The organism is Salinicola lusitanus, from assembly GCF_038648475.1.
In the GTDB taxonomy this organism is placed as follows: Bacteria; Pseudomonadota; Gammaproteobacteria; order Pseudomonadales; family Halomonadaceae; genus Salinicola; species Salinicola lusitanus.
The window spans coordinates 2,678,410-2,696,398 of the sequence record NZ_CP151919.1 but is presented as its reverse complement, the minus strand read 5'-3'; the positions used below and the strand labels follow the sequence as shown (position 1 = coordinate 2,696,398).

The 17,989-nt window shown below is 64.4% G+C and carries 1 protein-coding gene; it reads left to right on the top strand.

Translation table 11 applies throughout. From position 1 onward, the window contains the following. Positions 1-498 precede the first annotated feature (498 nt). On the top strand, positions 499-17,892 hold the full coding sequence (locus tag AAGT95_RS12120; protein WP_342593942.1) for an Ig-like domain-containing protein: 17,394 nt from the start codon (positions 499-501) through the stop codon (positions 17,890-17,892). Positions 17,893-17,989: the final 97 nt, after the last annotated feature.

Below are 17,989 nucleotides of genomic sequence, written 5' to 3'. Positions count from 1 at the left end.
GGTGGCTCCTTGGAACTGAAGGCTCATTATTGCGGCAGCCGTCAGCGATTCCAACCGGCGTTGACAGATTCCCCTCGCGAGGAGGCCCTCTAGATTCCGGCAAACCTGCTCATCTTCGATGCCCACGATGACCGAAGTAAATTTTGAAAAGAATAAACGATAGTTAGAGCACAATATCATTCGCCTAAACATTTATATCTTACTCAATTAACCATGGAGCAAACGGCGACCAAGGCTTATTTAAACCTCACTGAAAAACATAAAAAATACTTAGGATTTGCAAGCAAGCCCTGACCATTAACAACCTAATTAATCCCAACTGCTTGATTTTAAAACAAAATAAATGATTATCAAAAAATTACAATAAACAACACTTTTAACACTTTGCAATGAACTAACTTCTCTCCTATCCCTACTTACAAACCAAAAAAATCGTCCATATTGACTAAAAAAGCTGATGCTTCCGCATTTACAAGTGATTCAGCAGGGAGAGCCCTCATGCCCATTTCAGCGAAAATCAGCCAGCTCAACGAAGACGTTGCTGCGGCGCCCGCCACCCCGGTTGGAGACAATGGAACGATCGCCCTCGACCAACCCAGGAAGGTGTTGCTGAGCCTCTCCCCGGACGACGTGCAGGAGCTCCAGCGTGACGGCAATGACCTCCTGGTTCGGACCACCGACGGGCAGGTCATCCGTATCGAAAATTTTTATGGCTCAGACCCGACCACAACGAGCCAACTCTACCTGACCGGTGACGACCAGGAACTGATATGGGCAGACCTTGCCCCCTCCTCCGGGGACGGAATCATCGCGGCGGATTACCTACCCCAAGGAGAGTTCGGCGTATTCGAATCCGCAGCTGTCGCCGGTGAAGGTACCGATGGCGCCTTTATCACCCCGTTGGGTTGGGCCGCCATCGGAGGTGGTGCACTGGCAGCCGGAGCAATTGCGGCAGGCGGCGGCGGCGGCGGCGATGACGATGGTGGCACTGTCCCTCCCGATGGCGGAAACGGCGAAACCGACGACATCCCCCCAAACGCGCCGACAATCGATCCCTCCAACGGTGAAACCATCAGCGGTGAAGCCGAACCCGGCAGCACCATCATCATCACCGACGGCGACGGCAATCCGATCGGCGAGACCACCACCGACGACGAGGGCAACTGGACCTTCACGCCCGACCAGCCGCTGGCCGACGGTACGGAAATAGAGGTCGTCGCCCAGGATCCCTCCGGCAATACCAGCGAGCCGGCGACCGGCACCATCGACGCTTTGGCGCCGGACGCGCCGACGATCGATCCCTCCAACGGTGAAACCATCAGCGGTGAGGCCGAGCCCGGCAGCACCATCATCATCACCGACGGTGATGGCAATCCGATCGGCGAGACCACCACCGACGACGAGGGCAACTGGACCTTCACGCCCGACCAGCCGCTGGCCGACGGTACGGACATCGAGGTCGTCGCCCAGGATCCCGCCGGTAATACCAGCGAGCCGGCGACCGGCACCATCGACGCCTCGGCACCGAACGCGCCGACCATCGATCCCTCCAACGGTGAAACCATCGGTGGTGAGGCCGAACCCGGCAGCACCATCATCATCACCGACGGCGACGGCAACCCGATCGGCGAGACCACCACCGACGACGAGGGCAACTGGACCTTCACGCCCGACCAGCCGCTGGCCGACGGTACGGAAATAGAGGTCGTCGCCCAGGATCCCGCCGGCAATACCAGCGAGCCGGCGACCGGCACCATCGACGCCACGGCACCGGACGCGCCGACCATCGATCCCTCCAACGGTGAAACCATCAGCGGTGAGGCCGAACCCGGCAGCACCATCATCATCACCGACGGCGACGGCAACCCGATCGGCGAGACCACCACCGACGACGAGGGCAACTGGACCTTCACGCCCGACGAGCCGCTGGCCGACGGTACGGACATCGAGGTCGTCGCCCAGGACCCTGCCGGCAATACCAGCGAGCCGGCGACCGGCACCATCGACGCTTTGGCGCCGGACGCGCCGATAGTCGATCCTACCGATGGCACCACGCTGACCGGCACCGCCGAGCCCGGCAGCGCGATCACGTTGACTGACGGAGACGGTAACGCCATCGGTCAGACCACGACGGGCGACGACGGCAACTGGTCGTTCCAGCCGGACGCACCCTTGGCCGACGGCACCGAGGTCAACGCCACCGCGACCGACGCCGCGGGTAATGTCAGCGAACCGGGTAGCGTCATCGTCGACGGCGACCTGAACGACACCACGCCCCCGGCCACACCGACGATTGCCGGAGTCAACGACGACGTCGACCCCCAGACCGGATCCGTCGACCGGGAAGCCAGTACCAACGATACCACCCCGACCCTGAGTGGACGCGCCGAGGCGGGCAGCACCCTGACGCTTTACGCCAACGGCGAGGCGATCGGGACCACCACGGCCAACGGGCAAGGTGAATGGACATTCACCGCCGATGACCTAGACGATGGCGATTACACTTTCACCGCCACCGCCACGGACTCCGCCGGCAATGTGTCCGGCGTGAGTGACGGCTATGCGCTGACAGTCGACACTTCGGCACCGGGGTCACCGACCCTCGATCCCAGCGATGGCGGCATACTGATCGGCACCGCCGAACCCGGCAGCGCGATCACGTTGACTGACGGAGACGGTAACGCCATTGGTCAGACCACGACGGACGCTAACGGCAACTGGTCGTTCCGGCCGGATACTCCCTTGGCCGACGGCACCGAGGTCAACGCCACCGCGGCCGACGCCGCGGGCAATGTCAGCGAACCCGGCACCCTCACCGTCGACGGCGACCTGAACGACACTACGCCCCCCGCCACGCCTACCATCACGATGGGCAATGACGATACCGCGCCGCAGACGGGCGATCTCGACAGCGGCGACAGCACCAACGACACGACACCGACCCTCTCGGGCCAAGCCGAAGCGCGCAGCATCGTCACGATCTATTCCGGCGAGACCGAACTCGGCACGACCATTGCCAACGCCGCGGGAGAGTGGTCGTTCACGCCAGAGGCACTTGACGACGGCGACTACGACTTCACCGCTACCGCCACCGACAGCGCAGGCAATGTGTCGGACGCCAGTGACCCATTCACGCTGACCGTCGATACCCAGCCTCCCGCAGCGCCCGTGGTCAATCCGACCGATGGAGAGATCCTCACCGGGAGCGCCGAACCGGGCAGCAGCGTCACGCTCACGAATGATCAGGGCGACACCATCGCGACCATCGAAGCGGATCGCAACGGCAACTGGTCCTTTGCACCGGAAACCCCATTGGAAGATGGCAGCACCTTCACCGCCGTCGCCAGGGACGCTGCCGGCAATGCCAGCGAACCGGGAAATGCCACCGTCGACGCCGACCTGGAAGATAACCTGCCACCCTCCGATCCAGTCATCATCACCTCGATCGACGCGACGGAGCCGGTAACAGGAAACGTCGATAACGGCGGCACCACCAACGACCCCAACCCTACGCTTCAGGGCACCGCCGAAGCCACCAACATGGTGCAGGTGTGGGCGGATAACACCATGCTCGGCGAGACCCAGGCCGATAACTTCGGCAACTGGAGTTTCAGGATCAATGCCCGGCTGCTGGATGGTACGACGACGTTCCGCGCGCTCTCCACCGACCCCAAAGGATTGGTTTCGGAACCCAGCAACATCTACGCGCTCAATGTCGACACGACGCCACCGGACGAGCCGACAGCAACCGTGGCCGATGATGGCACGGCCGTCACCGGTAACGCCGAACCCGGCTCGACCGTCACCATCACCGATGCCGATGGCAATGAAATCGGCTCGATCACGGCAGACCCCGATGACGGCAGCTACCGCGTGCCGCTCGACCCCGCCCTGACCAATGGCGAAAGCGTCACGGCGACGGCCACCGATGCCGCCGGCAACGAGAGCGATCCAGCCAGCGCCACCGCGCCCGATCTGACTGCGCCGGATGCCCCGAGCGTCACGGTCGCCGAGGACGGTGCTTCCGTGACCGGTACCGCCGAACCCGGCTCGACCGTTACCGTCACCGATGCCGACGGCAATGAAATCGGCTCGGTCACTGCCGATCCCGATGACGGCAGCTACAGCGTGCCACTCGACCCCGCCCTGACCAATGGCGAAGGCGTCACGGCGACGGCCACCGATGCCGCAGGCAACGAGAGCGATCCGACCAGCGCCACCGCGCCCGACCTGACCGCGCCAGATGCGCCGACCGCGATACTCGCCAACGATACCGGCCTCAACGACGGCGACGGCATCACCAGTGACGCCACCGTCAACGTCGGTGGGATCGAAGACGGTGCCACCTGGGAATACTCCATCGACGGTGGCGATAGCTGGATCACCGGCACCGGCAACAGTTTCGAACTGCCGGAAGGCGATTACGAAAATGGCGTGGTGCAGGTTCGCCAGACCGATGCCGCCGGCAATACTAGCGATCTCGTTACGCTTGGCCCTGTTTCCGTGGACCAGACCGCCCCTGTCGTCAACGTCGATGACCTGGATGCGCCGATCAACGACCCCAGCCCCGCGCTCAGCGGCGCTGTCAGCGACCCGAATGCAACCGTGACCGTCACGGTCAACGGCGATGACTATACTGCTGCCAATAACGGCGACGGCACCTGGACGCTGGCCGAGGGTACGGTCACGCTCAACGAAGGCGACAACAGCATCAGCGCCGTCGCTACCGATGCCGCTGGCAACACTTCCGAGCCGGTCAACGAGACGATCGAGCTCGACACCACCGCCGACGCCACCCCGCTGGCCACCCTGACCAGCAATGATGACGATGGCCTGGTCAACTCCGACGAGGTCGGCACGGCCAGCTACACCGTCAGTGGGCTCGACCCGGATTCCACGGCGGTCGCCACCTTCACCGATGTCAACGGCGATACCGTCACCGCGACGATCGATGCCGACGGCGACTACACCGTCGACCTCTCCGAGCTCGCCGATGGCGAGATCACCAGCTCGCTGACGATCACCGACGAGGCCGGCAACACCGCCACTATCGATGGGGAGTCGATCACGCTCGACACCACCGCCGACGCTGCACCGACAGCGGCACTGACCAGCAACGATGGCGATGGTCTGGTCAATGCCGACGAGGCCGGCACGGCCAGCTACACCGTCAGTGGGCTCGACCCTGATGCCACCGCCGTCGCTTCTTTCACCGATGGCACCACCACGGTCACCGCCGACGTGGCGGCCGATGGCACGTTCACGGTCGACCTCTCTGGCCTGGCCGATGGCGAGATCACCAGCTCGCTGGCGATCACCGACGGGGTCGGCAATACCGCCACTATCGATGGGGAATCGGTCACGCTCGACACCACCGCCGATGCGGCGCCGCTGGCCAGCCTGGCCAGCAATGATGACGATGGCCTGATCAATGCCGACGAGGCCGACACGTCCAGCTATACCGTTAGTGGTCTCGACCCTGATGCCACCGCCGTCGCTTCTTTCACCGATGGCACCACCACGGTCACCGCCGACGTGGCGGCCGATGGCACGTTCACGGTCGACCTCTCCGGGCTGGCCGATGGCGAGATCACCAGTTCGCTGGCGATCACCGACGGGGCTGGCAACACCACCACTATCGATGGGGAGTCGGCCACGCTCGATACCACCGCCGACGCCGCACCGACAGCGGCACTGACCAGCAACGATGGCGATGGTCTGGTCAATGCCGATGAAGCCGGCACGACCAGCTATACCGTCAGCGGCCTCGACCCCGATGCCACCGCCGTGGCGACCTTTACCGACATCAACGGCGATACCGTCACTGCGACGATCGATGCCGACGGCGACTACACCGTCGACCTCTCGGGTCTGGCCGATGGCGAGATCACCAGCTCGCTGGCGATCACCGATACCGCTGGCAACACTGCCACTATCGATGGAGAGTCGATCACTCTTGACACCACCGCCGATGCGGCGCCGCTGGCCAGCCTGACCAGTAACGATGGCGATGGCCTGGTCAACGCCGACGAAGCCGGCACGGCCAGCTATACCGTCAGTGGCCTGGATGACGACGCCACGGCGGTCGCCACCTTCACTGACATCAACGGCGATAGCGTCACCGCGACTATCGACGCCGACGGCGGCTACACCGTCGACCTCTCCGGCCTGGCCGATGGCGTGATCACCAGCTCGCTGGCGATCACCGACGAGGCCGGCAACACCACCGCTATCGATGGGGAGTCGGTCACTCTCGACACCGCCGCACCAGCGGTCGCAATCGATGCGCTCGATGAGCCGATCAACGATGACAGCCCCGCACTCAGCGGCACCGTCGACGATCCGGACGCAACAGTGACCGTCACGGTCAACGGCAGTGACTACACCGCCGCCAACAACGGCGACGGCACCTGGACGCTGGCCGAGGGTACGGTCACGCTCGACGAAGGCGACAACAGCGTCAGCGCTGTCGCTACCGATGCCGCTGGCAACACCTCCGAGCCGGTGACCGACGCGGTCGAACTCGACACCACCGCACCGGGTGAAGGCGATGACGCTTTCAACAGCGTGATCTTCGGCGATGACGTCTACAACGCGGCCGAGGCCGATAGCGCCACCCTCTCCGGCACGGTCGAAGATGGCGCGACCATCGACTCGCTGACCATCGCCAGTGCCGGTGGTGGTGATCCACTCACCATTGCCGGTGAGGAGATCACGCTCAATGGCGATGGCACGTTCAGCTATACCGCCGACCTGACTGGTCTGCCCGACGGCGAGCTGACCGCGACGCTCACAGTCACCGATGCCGCCGGTAACGAAGGCACCGTCACCGACAAGGCAGCGCTCGATACCGCCGCCGACGCCGCACCTCTGGCCAGCCTGACCAGTAACGATGGCGATGGCCTGGTCAACGCCGACGAAGCCGGCACGGCCAGCTATACCGTCAGCGGCCTCGACCCCGATGCCACCGCCGTGGCGACCTTTACCGACATCAACGGCGATACCGTCACTGCGACGATCGATGCCGACGGCGACTACACCGTCGACCTCTCGGGTCTGGCCGATGGCGAGATCACCAGCTCGCTGGCGATCACCGATACCGCTGGCAACACTGCCACTATCGATGGAGAGTCGATCACTCTTGACACCACCGCCGATGCGGCGCCGCTGGCCACTCTGACCAGCAACGATGGCGATGGTCTGGTCAATGCCGACGAGGCCGGCACGGCCAGCTACACCGTCAGTGGCCTCGACCCCGATGCCACGGCGGTGGCGACCTTTACCGACATCAATGGCGATACCGTCACCGCGACTATCGATGCCAACGGCGACTACACCGTCGACCTCTCCGGTCTGGCCGATGGCGAGATCACCAGCTCGCTGGCGATCACCGACGGGGCCGGCAACACCGCTACTATCGATGGGGAGTCGGTCACTCTCGATACCACTGCCGACGCCGCACCGCTGGCCACCCTGACCAGCAACGATGGCGATGGCCTGGTCAATGCCGACGAAGCCGGCACGACCAGCTACACGGTCAGCGGCCTGGATGACGACGCCACAGCGGTCGCCACCTTCACCGACGTCAACGGCGATACCGTCACCGCAACGATCGATGCCGACGGCGACTACACCGTCGACCTCTCCGGTCTGGCCGATGGCGAGATCACCAGCTCGCTGGCGATCACCGACGGGGCTGGCAACACCGCCACTATCGATGGGGAGTCGGTCACGCTCGACACCACCGCTGACGCCGCGCCGCTGGCCACTCTGATCAGCAATGATGACGACGGCCTGGTCAATGCCGACGAAGCCGGCACGACCAGCTACACGGTCAGCGGCCTGGATGAAGATGCCACGGCGGTCGCCACCTTTACCGACATCAATGGCGATACCGCCACGGCCAATGTCGCAGCGGATGGAACAATCAGCGTCGACCTCTCTGGCCTGGCCGACGGCGAGATCACTAGTTCGCTGACGATCACCGATACCGCCGGCAACACCGCAACGGTGACCGGCGATAGCGTGACGCTGGATACCCTGGCGCCCGCGACGCCGGTGATCAATTTCAGCAATGCCACCACCATTAGCGGAACCGGTGATCCCGGCAGCAATGTGACGGTTACCGACAGCCAGGGCAATATCATCGGGGAGCCCGCGACCGTCGATGAAAATGGTGAATGGAGCGTCACCGCCGATGACGCACTGGATGATGGTTCCGAGATTAATGCGGTAGCCACCGATGCAGCCGGTAACGAGAGCGACCCCGCACTCGCCTTCGTCGACACGGATGGTAACGGCAATAATGCCATCGCTTTCGCCGAAGGCGGCGACGGCTTTATCGATGCCGACGAATCCACAGCCACGACCCTGGTCGGCCAGATCGAAGACGGTACTACGATCGATTCCGTCACTATCACCAGCTCGGGCGGTGGCGAAGACGTGGTGCTGGATGGGGCCACCATTACGGTTACCAATGGAACTTTTACTATCGACGGTGTCGACCTCTCCGGTCTCGAAGACGGTACGCTGACCGCAACTCTTGCCACCACCGATAACAACGGTAATGCGGGGACCGCTACCGATACCGCCATCCTCGACACCATTGCCGATGCGGCGCCGCTGGCCACCCTGACCAGCAACGATGGCGATGGCCTGGTCAATGCCGACGAGGCCGGCACGACCAGCTACACGGTCAGCGGCCTGGATGACGATGCTACAGCGGTCGCCACCTTCACCGATGTCAACGGCGATAGCGTCACCGCGACGATCGATGCCGACGGCGACTACACCGTCGACCTCTCCGGCCTGGCCGATGGCGAGATCACCAGCTCGCTGGCGATCACCGACGGGGCCGGCAACACGGCAACGGTGACCGGCGATAGCGTGACGCTGGATACCACCGCTGACACCGCCCCGCTGGCCACCCTGACCAGCAACGATGGCGATGGCCTGGTCAATGCCGACGAAGCCGGCACGGCCAGCTACACCGTCAGTGGGCTCGACCCGGATGCCACCGCCGTGGCTTCGTTCACCGATGGCATCACCACAGTAACCGCCGATGTCGCAGAGGATGGAACGATCAGCGTAGATCTTTCCAGTCTGGCCGATGGAGAGATCACCAGCTCGCTGGCGATTACCGACGGGGCCGGCAATACGGCAACGGTAACCGGCGACAGTGTGACGCTGGACACCACCGCCGATGCGGCGCCGACAGCGGCACTGACCAGCAATGATGACGATGGCCTAGTCAACGCCGACGAAGCCGGCACGACCAGCTACACGGTCAGCGGCCTGGATGACGATGCCACAGCGGTCGCCACCTTCACCGATGTCAACGGCGATAGCGTCACCGCGACGATCGATGCCGACGGCGACTACACCGTCGACCTCTCCGGCCTGGCCGATGGCGAGATCACCAGCTCGCTAGCGATTACCGACGGGGCCGGCAACACCGCCACTATCGATGGGGAGTCGGTCACTCTCGATACCACTGCCGACGCCGCACCGACAGCGGCACTGACCAGTAATGATGGCAATGGTCTGGTCAATGCCGACGAAGCCGGCACGGCCAGCTACACCGTCAGCGGGCTCGACCCCGATGCCACCGCCGTGGCCTCATTCACTGACGGGACCACTACGGTCACGGCCGATGTCACGGCGGATGGCACGTTCACGGTCGACCTCTCCGGGCTGGCCGATGGCGAGATCACCAGCTCGCTGGCGATCACCGACGGGGCCGGCAACACGGCAACGGTAACCGGCGATAGCGTGACGCTGGACACCACCGCCGACGCCGCCCCGCTGGCCACCCTAACCAGCAACGATGGCGATGGCCTGGTCAACGCCGACGAAGCCGGCACGACGAGCTACACCGTCAGTGGCCTCGACCCCGATGCCACCGCCGTGGCCACCTTCACCGACGTCAACGGCGATACCGCCACGGCCAATGTCGCAGCGGATGGAACAATCAGCGTCGATCTCTCTGGCCTGGCCGATGGGGAAATCACCAGCTCGCTGGCAATTACCGACGGGGCCGGCAACACCGTTACTATCGATGGGGAGTCGGTCACTCTCGATACCACCGCCGATGTGGCGCCGCTGGCCACCCTGACCAGCAACGATGGCGATGGCCTGGTCAATGCCGACGAAGCCGGCACGACCAGCTACACGGTCAGCGGTCTGGATGACGACGCCACAGCGGTCGCCACCTTCACCGACGTCAACGGCGATACCGTCACCGCAACGATCGATGCCGACGGCGACTACACCGTCGACCTCTCCGGCCTGGCCGATGGCGAGATCACCAGCTCGCTGGCGATCACCGATACCGCTGGCAACACGGCAACGGTAACCGGCGACAGTGTGACGCTGGATACCACCGCCGACGCTGCACCGACAGCAACCCTGACCAGCAATGATGACGATGGCCTGGTCAACGCCGACGAGGCCGGCACGACCAGCTACACGGTCAGCGGTCTGGATGACGACGCCACAGCGGTCGCCACCTTCACCGACGTCAACGGCGATACCGTCACCGCAACGATCGATGCCGACGGCGACTACACCGTCGACCTCTCCGGCCTGGCCGATGGCGAGATCACCAGCTCGCTGGCGATCACCGACGGGGCCGGCAATACGGCAACGGTAACCGGCGACAGTGTGACGCTGGATACCACCGCCGATGCGGCGCCGCTGGCCACCCTGACCAGCAACGATGACGATGGCCTGATCAGCGCCGATGAAGCCGGCACGGCCAGCTACACGGTCAGCGGCTTGGATGACGACGCCACAGCGGTCGCCACCTTCACTGACATCAACGGCGATAGCGTCACCGCGACGATCGATGCCAACGGCGACTACACCGTCGACCTCTCCGGTCTGGCCGATGGCGAGATCACCAGCTCGCTGGCGATCACCGACGGGGCCGGCAACACCGCTACTATCGATGGGGAGTCGGTCACTCTCGATACCACTGCCGACGCCGCACCGCTGGCCACCCTGACCAGCAACGATGGCGATGGCCTGGTCAATGCCGACGAAGCCGGCACGACCAGCTACACGGTCAGCGGCCTGGATGACGACGCCACAGCGGTCGCCACCTTCACCGACGTCAACGGCGATACCGTCACCGCAACGATCGATGCCGACGGCGACTACACCGTCGACCTCTCCGGTCTGGCCGATGGCGAGATCACCAGCTCGCTGGCGATCACCGACGGGGCTGGCAACACCGCCACTATCGATGGGGAGTCGGTCACTCTCGATACCACCGCTGACGCCGCCCCGCTGGCCACCCTGACCAGCAACGATGGCGATGGCCTGGTCAACGCCGACGAAGCCGGCACGGCCAGCTACACGGTCAGCGGACTGGATGACGACGCCACCGCCGTGGCCTCGTTCACCGACGGCACCACCACGGTCACCGCTGACGTGGCGGCCGATGGCACGTTCACGGTCGACCTCTCCGGGCTCGCCGACGGCGAGATCACCAGCTCGCTAGCGATCACCGATAACGCCGGCAACACCGCCACTATCGATGGGGAGTCGGTCACTCTCGATACCACCGCTGACGCCGCCCCGCTGGCCAGCCTGACCAGCAACGATGGCGATGGCCTGGTCAACGCCGACGAAGCCGGCATGGCCAGCTACACCGTCAGTGGGATCGATCCCGATGCCACGGCGGTCGCCACCTTCACCGACGTCAATGGCGACAGCGTCACCGCAACGATCGATGCCAACGGCGACTACACCGTCGACCTCTCCGGTCTGGCCGATGGCGAGATCACCAGCTCGCTGGCGATCACCGACGGGGCCGGCAACACCGCTACTATCGATGGGGAGTCGGTCACTCTCGATACCACTGCCGACGCCGCACCGCTGGCCACCCTGACCAGCAACGATGGCGATGGCCTGGTCAATGCCGACGAAGCCGGCACGACCAGCTACACGGTCAGCGGTCTGGATGACGACGCTACAGCGGTCGCCACCTTCACCGACGTCAACGGCGATACCGTCACCGCAACGATCGATGCCGACGGCGACTACACCGTCGACCTCTCCGGTCTGGCCGATGGCGAGATCACCAGTTCGCTGGCAATTACCGACGGGGCCGGCAACACCGCCACTATCGATGGGGAGTCGGTCACTCTCGATACCACCGCCGATGCCGCGCCGCTGGCCACTCTGATCAGCAATGATGAGGACGGCCTGGTCAATGCCGACGAGGCCGGCACGGCCAGCTACACGGTCAGCGGCCTAGATGACGACGCCACCGCCGTGGCGACCTTCACCGACGTCAACGGCGATACCGTCACCGCGACGATCGATGCCGACGGCGACTACACCGTCGACCTCTCCGGGCTGGCCGATGGCGAGATCACCAGCTCGCTGGCGATCACCGACGGGGCCGGCAACACGGCAACGGTGACCGGCGATAGCGTGACGCTGGATACCACCGCCGATGCGGCGCCGACGGCGGCACTGACCAGCAATGATGACGATGGCCTGATCAATGCCGACGAGGCCGGCACGGCCAGCTACACCGTCAGTGGGCTCGACCCCGACGCCACCGCCGTGGCGACCTTCACCGACGTCAACGGCAATACCGTCACCGCGACGATCGATGCCGACGGCGACTACACCGTCGACCTCTCCGGGCTGGCCGATGGGGAGATCACCAGTTCGCTGGCGATCTCCGATAACGCCGGCAACACCGCCACTATCGATGGGGAGTCGGTCACTCTCGACACCACCGCCGATGTGGCGCCGCTGGCCACCCTGACCAGCAACGATGGCGATGGCCTGGTCAACGCCGACGAAGCCGGCACGGCCAGCTACACGGTCAGCGGCCTGGATGACGATGCCACGGCGGTCGCCACCTTCACCGACGTCAATGGCGATACCGCCACCGCCGATGTCGCGGCGGATGGCACGTTCACGGTCGACCTCTCCGGGCTGGCCGATGGGGAGATCACCAGCTCGCTGGCGATTACCGACGGGGCCGGCAACACGGCAACGGTGACCGGCGATAGCGTGACGCTGGATACCACCGCCGACGCCGCGCCGACCGCGGCACTGACCAGCAATGATGACGACGGCCTGGTCAATGCCGACGAAGCCGGCACGACCAGCTACACGGTCAGCGGCCTGGATGACGATGCCACCGCCGTGGCGACCTTCACCGACGTCAACGGCGATACCGTCACCGCGACGATCGATGCCGACGGCGACTATACCGTCGACCTCTCCGGTCTGGCCGATGGCGAGATCACCAGTTCGCTGGCGATCACCGACGGGGCCGGCAACACGGCAACGGTAACCGGCGATAGCGTGACGCTGGATACCACCGCCGACGCCGCGCCGACCGCGGCACTGATCAGCAATGATGACGATGGCCTAATCAACGCCGACGAAGCCGGCACGACCAGCTACACGGTTAGCGGCCTGGATGACGACGCCACCGCCGTGGCGACCTTCACCGACGTTAATGGCGATACCGTCACCGCAACGATCGATGCCGACGGCGACTACACCGTCGACCTCTCCGGCCTGGCCGATGGCGAGATCACCAGTTCGCTGGCGATCACCGACGGGGCCGGCAACACGGCAACGGTAACCGGCGATAGCGTGACGCTGGACACCACCGCTGACGCTGCGCCGCTGGCCAGCCTGGCCAGCAATGATGACGATGGCCTGATCAATGCCGACGAGGCCGGCACGACCAGCTACACGGTCAGCGGCCTGGATGACGACGCCACCGCCGTGGCGACCTTCACCGACGTCAACGGCGATACCGTCACCGCGACGATCGATGCCGACGGCGACTATACTGTCGACCTCTCCGGTCTGGCCGATGGCGAGATCACCAGTTCGCTGGCGATCACCGACGGGGCCGGCAACACGGCAACGGTAACCGGCGATAGCGTGACGCTGGATACCACCGCCGATGCGGCGCCGCTGGCCAGCCTGGCCAGCAATGATGACGATGGCCTGATCAATGCCGACGAGGCCGGCACGACCAGCTATACCGTCAGCGGACTGGATGACGACGCCACAGCGGTCGCCACCTTCACCGACGTCAACGGCGATACCGTCACCGCGACGATCGATGCCAACGGCGATTACACCGTCGACCTCTCCGGCCTGGCCGATGGCGAGATCACCAGTTCGCTGGCGATCACCGACGGGGCCGGCAACACGGCAACGGTGACCGGCGATAGCGTGACGCTGGATGTCACCGCGCCAGGTGACGGCGATGGCATCAACAGCGTGACCTTCGTCGACGATGACGGCATCTACAATGCGGCCGATGCCGATGGCGTCACCATCACCGGTCAGGTCGAGGACGGTGCATCGATCAGTACGCTGACCATCACCAGCGCCAATGGCGGCGAGCCCGTGGTGGTCGAAGGCATCGACATTGATGTCACCGATGGATCGTTCTCCTACGTCGCCGACCTATCCGGTCTGGCAGACGGAGAACTGACCGCGACTCTCACGGTCACCGATGCCGCCGGCAACGATGGTACGGTCTCCGACACTGCAACGCTGGATACCACCGCCGATGCCGCGCCGCTGGCGACACTGACCAGCAATGATGACGATGGTCTGGTCAGCACCGACGAAGCCGGTACGGCCAGCTACACCGTCAGCGGCCTGGATGACGACGCCACGGCGGTCGCCACCTTCACCGACGTCAATGGCGATACCGCCACAGCCGATGTCGCTGCCGATGGCACGTTCACGGTCGATCTCTCCGGGCTCGCCGATGGCGAGATCACCAGCTCGCTGGAGATCACCGACACGGCTGGCAATACCGCTACGGTCGACGGTGACAGCGTCACGCTGGATCAGACCGCGCCAGCCGTTGACGACGCCGCGGCCAATATCAGCGAAGCAGGCCTGGATGGAGCGGCCACTGTCACGGTCTCCGGTACCATGACGATCGACGACAGCGGCAGTGGGGTCGAATCCATTACTGTCGGCGGCCCGGCGGGCATCACCGCCGGAGGTGAAACCGTCGACTGGAGCGGCAGCTTCAGCGAGGGGGTCTACACCCTGAACGGGACGGCGAATGGCACGACCGTGGCCACGCTGACCGTCAGCACGACCGGAGCCTACACCTACACCCAGTCGCAGGCGCTCGATCATCCGCTGGCTGGCGCCGACATCCTGGCGCTGGGATTCGATGTCACCGCCAGCGATCAACTGGGTAACGAGAGCAGCGGCGAACTAACCGTCAACCTGACCGACGATGTCCCCGTCGCCGCGCAGCCGGCATTCTTCGAGATCGATACCGACTCCACAACGGCGACGGGCAGCTTCGTCGAGAGCTACGGTGCCGATGGCGGCTACGTCTCCGAACTCACCATCGACGGCTACACCTTCAGCTACGATCCGGAGACCGGCAGCGTTTCCACGACCGGCAGTTCCGAGCTGGTCGTCCCGTTCGAGGATGGCGACTACGACAGCGGCTCCGGAGAGTTGACGATCCAGACCGTCAAGGGCGAGACCTTGACCGTCAATCTGCAGGACGGCAGCTACGACTACGACGCGTCCGGCGCCAACCTGCTGGATCCGGAGCCGGAAGCGGCACCGGTGGTCGCCCTGGGCGCAGACGATAGTCTGCTGGGGCTGGTAGGGGTCGAGGCGCTGGGACTCGCCGACTTCAGCGACCAGCAAGCGTTCGCCGCCACCGATGCCAATAACGACATCACCTCGGTCACTGTCTCGTTGACGGCCCTCAGCATTAGCGTTGGCGCCGGGTTCAGGGCCTCCCAGGCACTGGCCAACGAGTTGGGGCTGACCTACAGCGTCGACAATCTCGCGCTACTGGATTTCGACGCCTCGATCACGGTGAGCGCCAGCGACGGCGGCACCATCGACAATCAGGCGCTCAACGAGTTTCTGGGATCGGTCTACTTCAGTTCCGGCCTGGCTAATATCGGCCTGGGATCGACGGTGTCGATCTCCGCAACGGATGCACAAGGCAATACCACCAGCACCTCCAACAGCGACCTTCTCAGCCTCGGGTTGCTGCAAAGCAATGTCCCCACCTACCTGGTCCAGGGTAATGCCAACGCCAATGCCCTGAACGGCACCACCGGTAACGACCGTCTTTACGGCTACGGCGGCAACGATACGCTCAACGGCGGCGAGGGTAACGACCTGCTTCGCGGTGGTGCCGGCAATGACACGCTAAACGGGGGTAGTGGCAACGATATCCTGATCGGGGGAGCCGGCAACGATACCCTGACCGGCGGCACCGGCAATGATGTCTTCCGCTGGGAAGATGGCCATCAGGGCAGCGTCGGCGCACCCGCCAACGACACCGTGACCGATTTCAACGCCAGCCGCGTCTCTTCTGGAGGAGACATTCTCGATCTTGGCAGCCTGCTCCAAGGTGAGGGAAAAGTCGGCAGGAATGCCGGCAACCTGACCAACTACCTGCACTTCGCGCTGGTCGGTACTGCCACGCTGGTCTATGTCAGCAGCGCCGGCGCGTTCCAGGGATTGACCGATGCCGCCGCCAAGGAAGCGGCAGCGGATCAGATCATCACGCTGCAGGGCGTCGATTTGACCGCCAGCGGCGCAAGCGATCTCGCGATCATCGAGACGCTGCTGGCCAACGGCAATCTGATCGTCGATGACGCCTCGGCCGATACCGACCTCTCGGGCAGCGTCTCGACTGGTGTCGACGCAGTGATCTCCGACGGCGATGGCGATACCGCCGGCACCAGTGTCGAGTTCGACAGCACCGGCCAGACACCGCCGACACCCGATCCCGATAATGTCGCTCCCATCGTCCAGGCCAACTCCTCCTCGCTGCTCGGCATCGCCGGCGTGGACTTGCTGGGCCTGATCAGTTTCGGTGACCAGGATCTCTTCGCCGCGGATGCGGATGGCAACCTGCAGTCGGTGACGGTGGCCTACCAGCCGCTGCTCAGCCTCAACCTGACCGCTCTCGAGTTCACCGCCTCCCAGCAGATGGCCGACGAACTGGGGTTGAATCTGTCCTTCGACAACGACCCCGGGCTGCTCGGTCTGGTCGCACCCTCCGCCAGCGTCACCATCACCGCCGCGGATGGCGGCACGATCGACAATCTGGCGATCAACGAACTGCTGGCCACCGTGGCGTTCGCCGATACCGACGGCTTGCTGGGGCTCAACGCCGATCTCCAACTCTCGCTGCTCAATTCGACCAGCATTACCGCCACCGACAGCGACGGCCGAACCGCCACGGACTCGCTCGGTGAGTTGGCCAACCTGGACGCCCTGAGCACGCTGCTGGGCAACAACGACAACATCGTCGAGGGCACCAGCGCCAACGAGACGCTCGATGGTGGCGCCGGCAGCCAGCGCCTCTACGGCTACGAGGGCAACGACACCCTCAACGGCGGTGATGGCAATGACCTGCTGCGCGGCGGCGCGGGAGACGACACCCTTAACGGTGGCGCCGGTAACGACCTGCTGATCGACGGCAACGGTGCCGACACCTTCAACGCGGGCGCCGGAGACGACCTGATCGTGACCAGTGGTAACGGCTTCGCCTCGATCGACGGTGGCGACGGGTTCGACACCCTGCTACTCGACGGTGGCATCGACCTCGACATGGTCAACGGCGACCTCGGCCCCATCACCAATATCGAGCGGCTGGACCTGGGCAGTGGCGACGAGGCCAGCACCGCAACGTTGAGTGCCGAAGTCGTCGACGCCATGACCGATGACGACAACGTGCTGCAGGTCACCGGCGACGAACAGGACACGCTCAATATCCAAGGGGCGACAGCCGACGGCGCCATCACGCTGGGCGGTACCGCCTATGACCAGTACACCTTCGGAGATACCACCATCCAGGTCGAGCAGGATACCGTCCAGGTCGAAACCTGAGCGATGGCCAGACGCCGCCGTGCCCTGTGGGCCGCGTCGTCGGCCACCATCGACAACAACGCTGGCGACGTGATGTCGCCAGCAGAGGAATATCGCA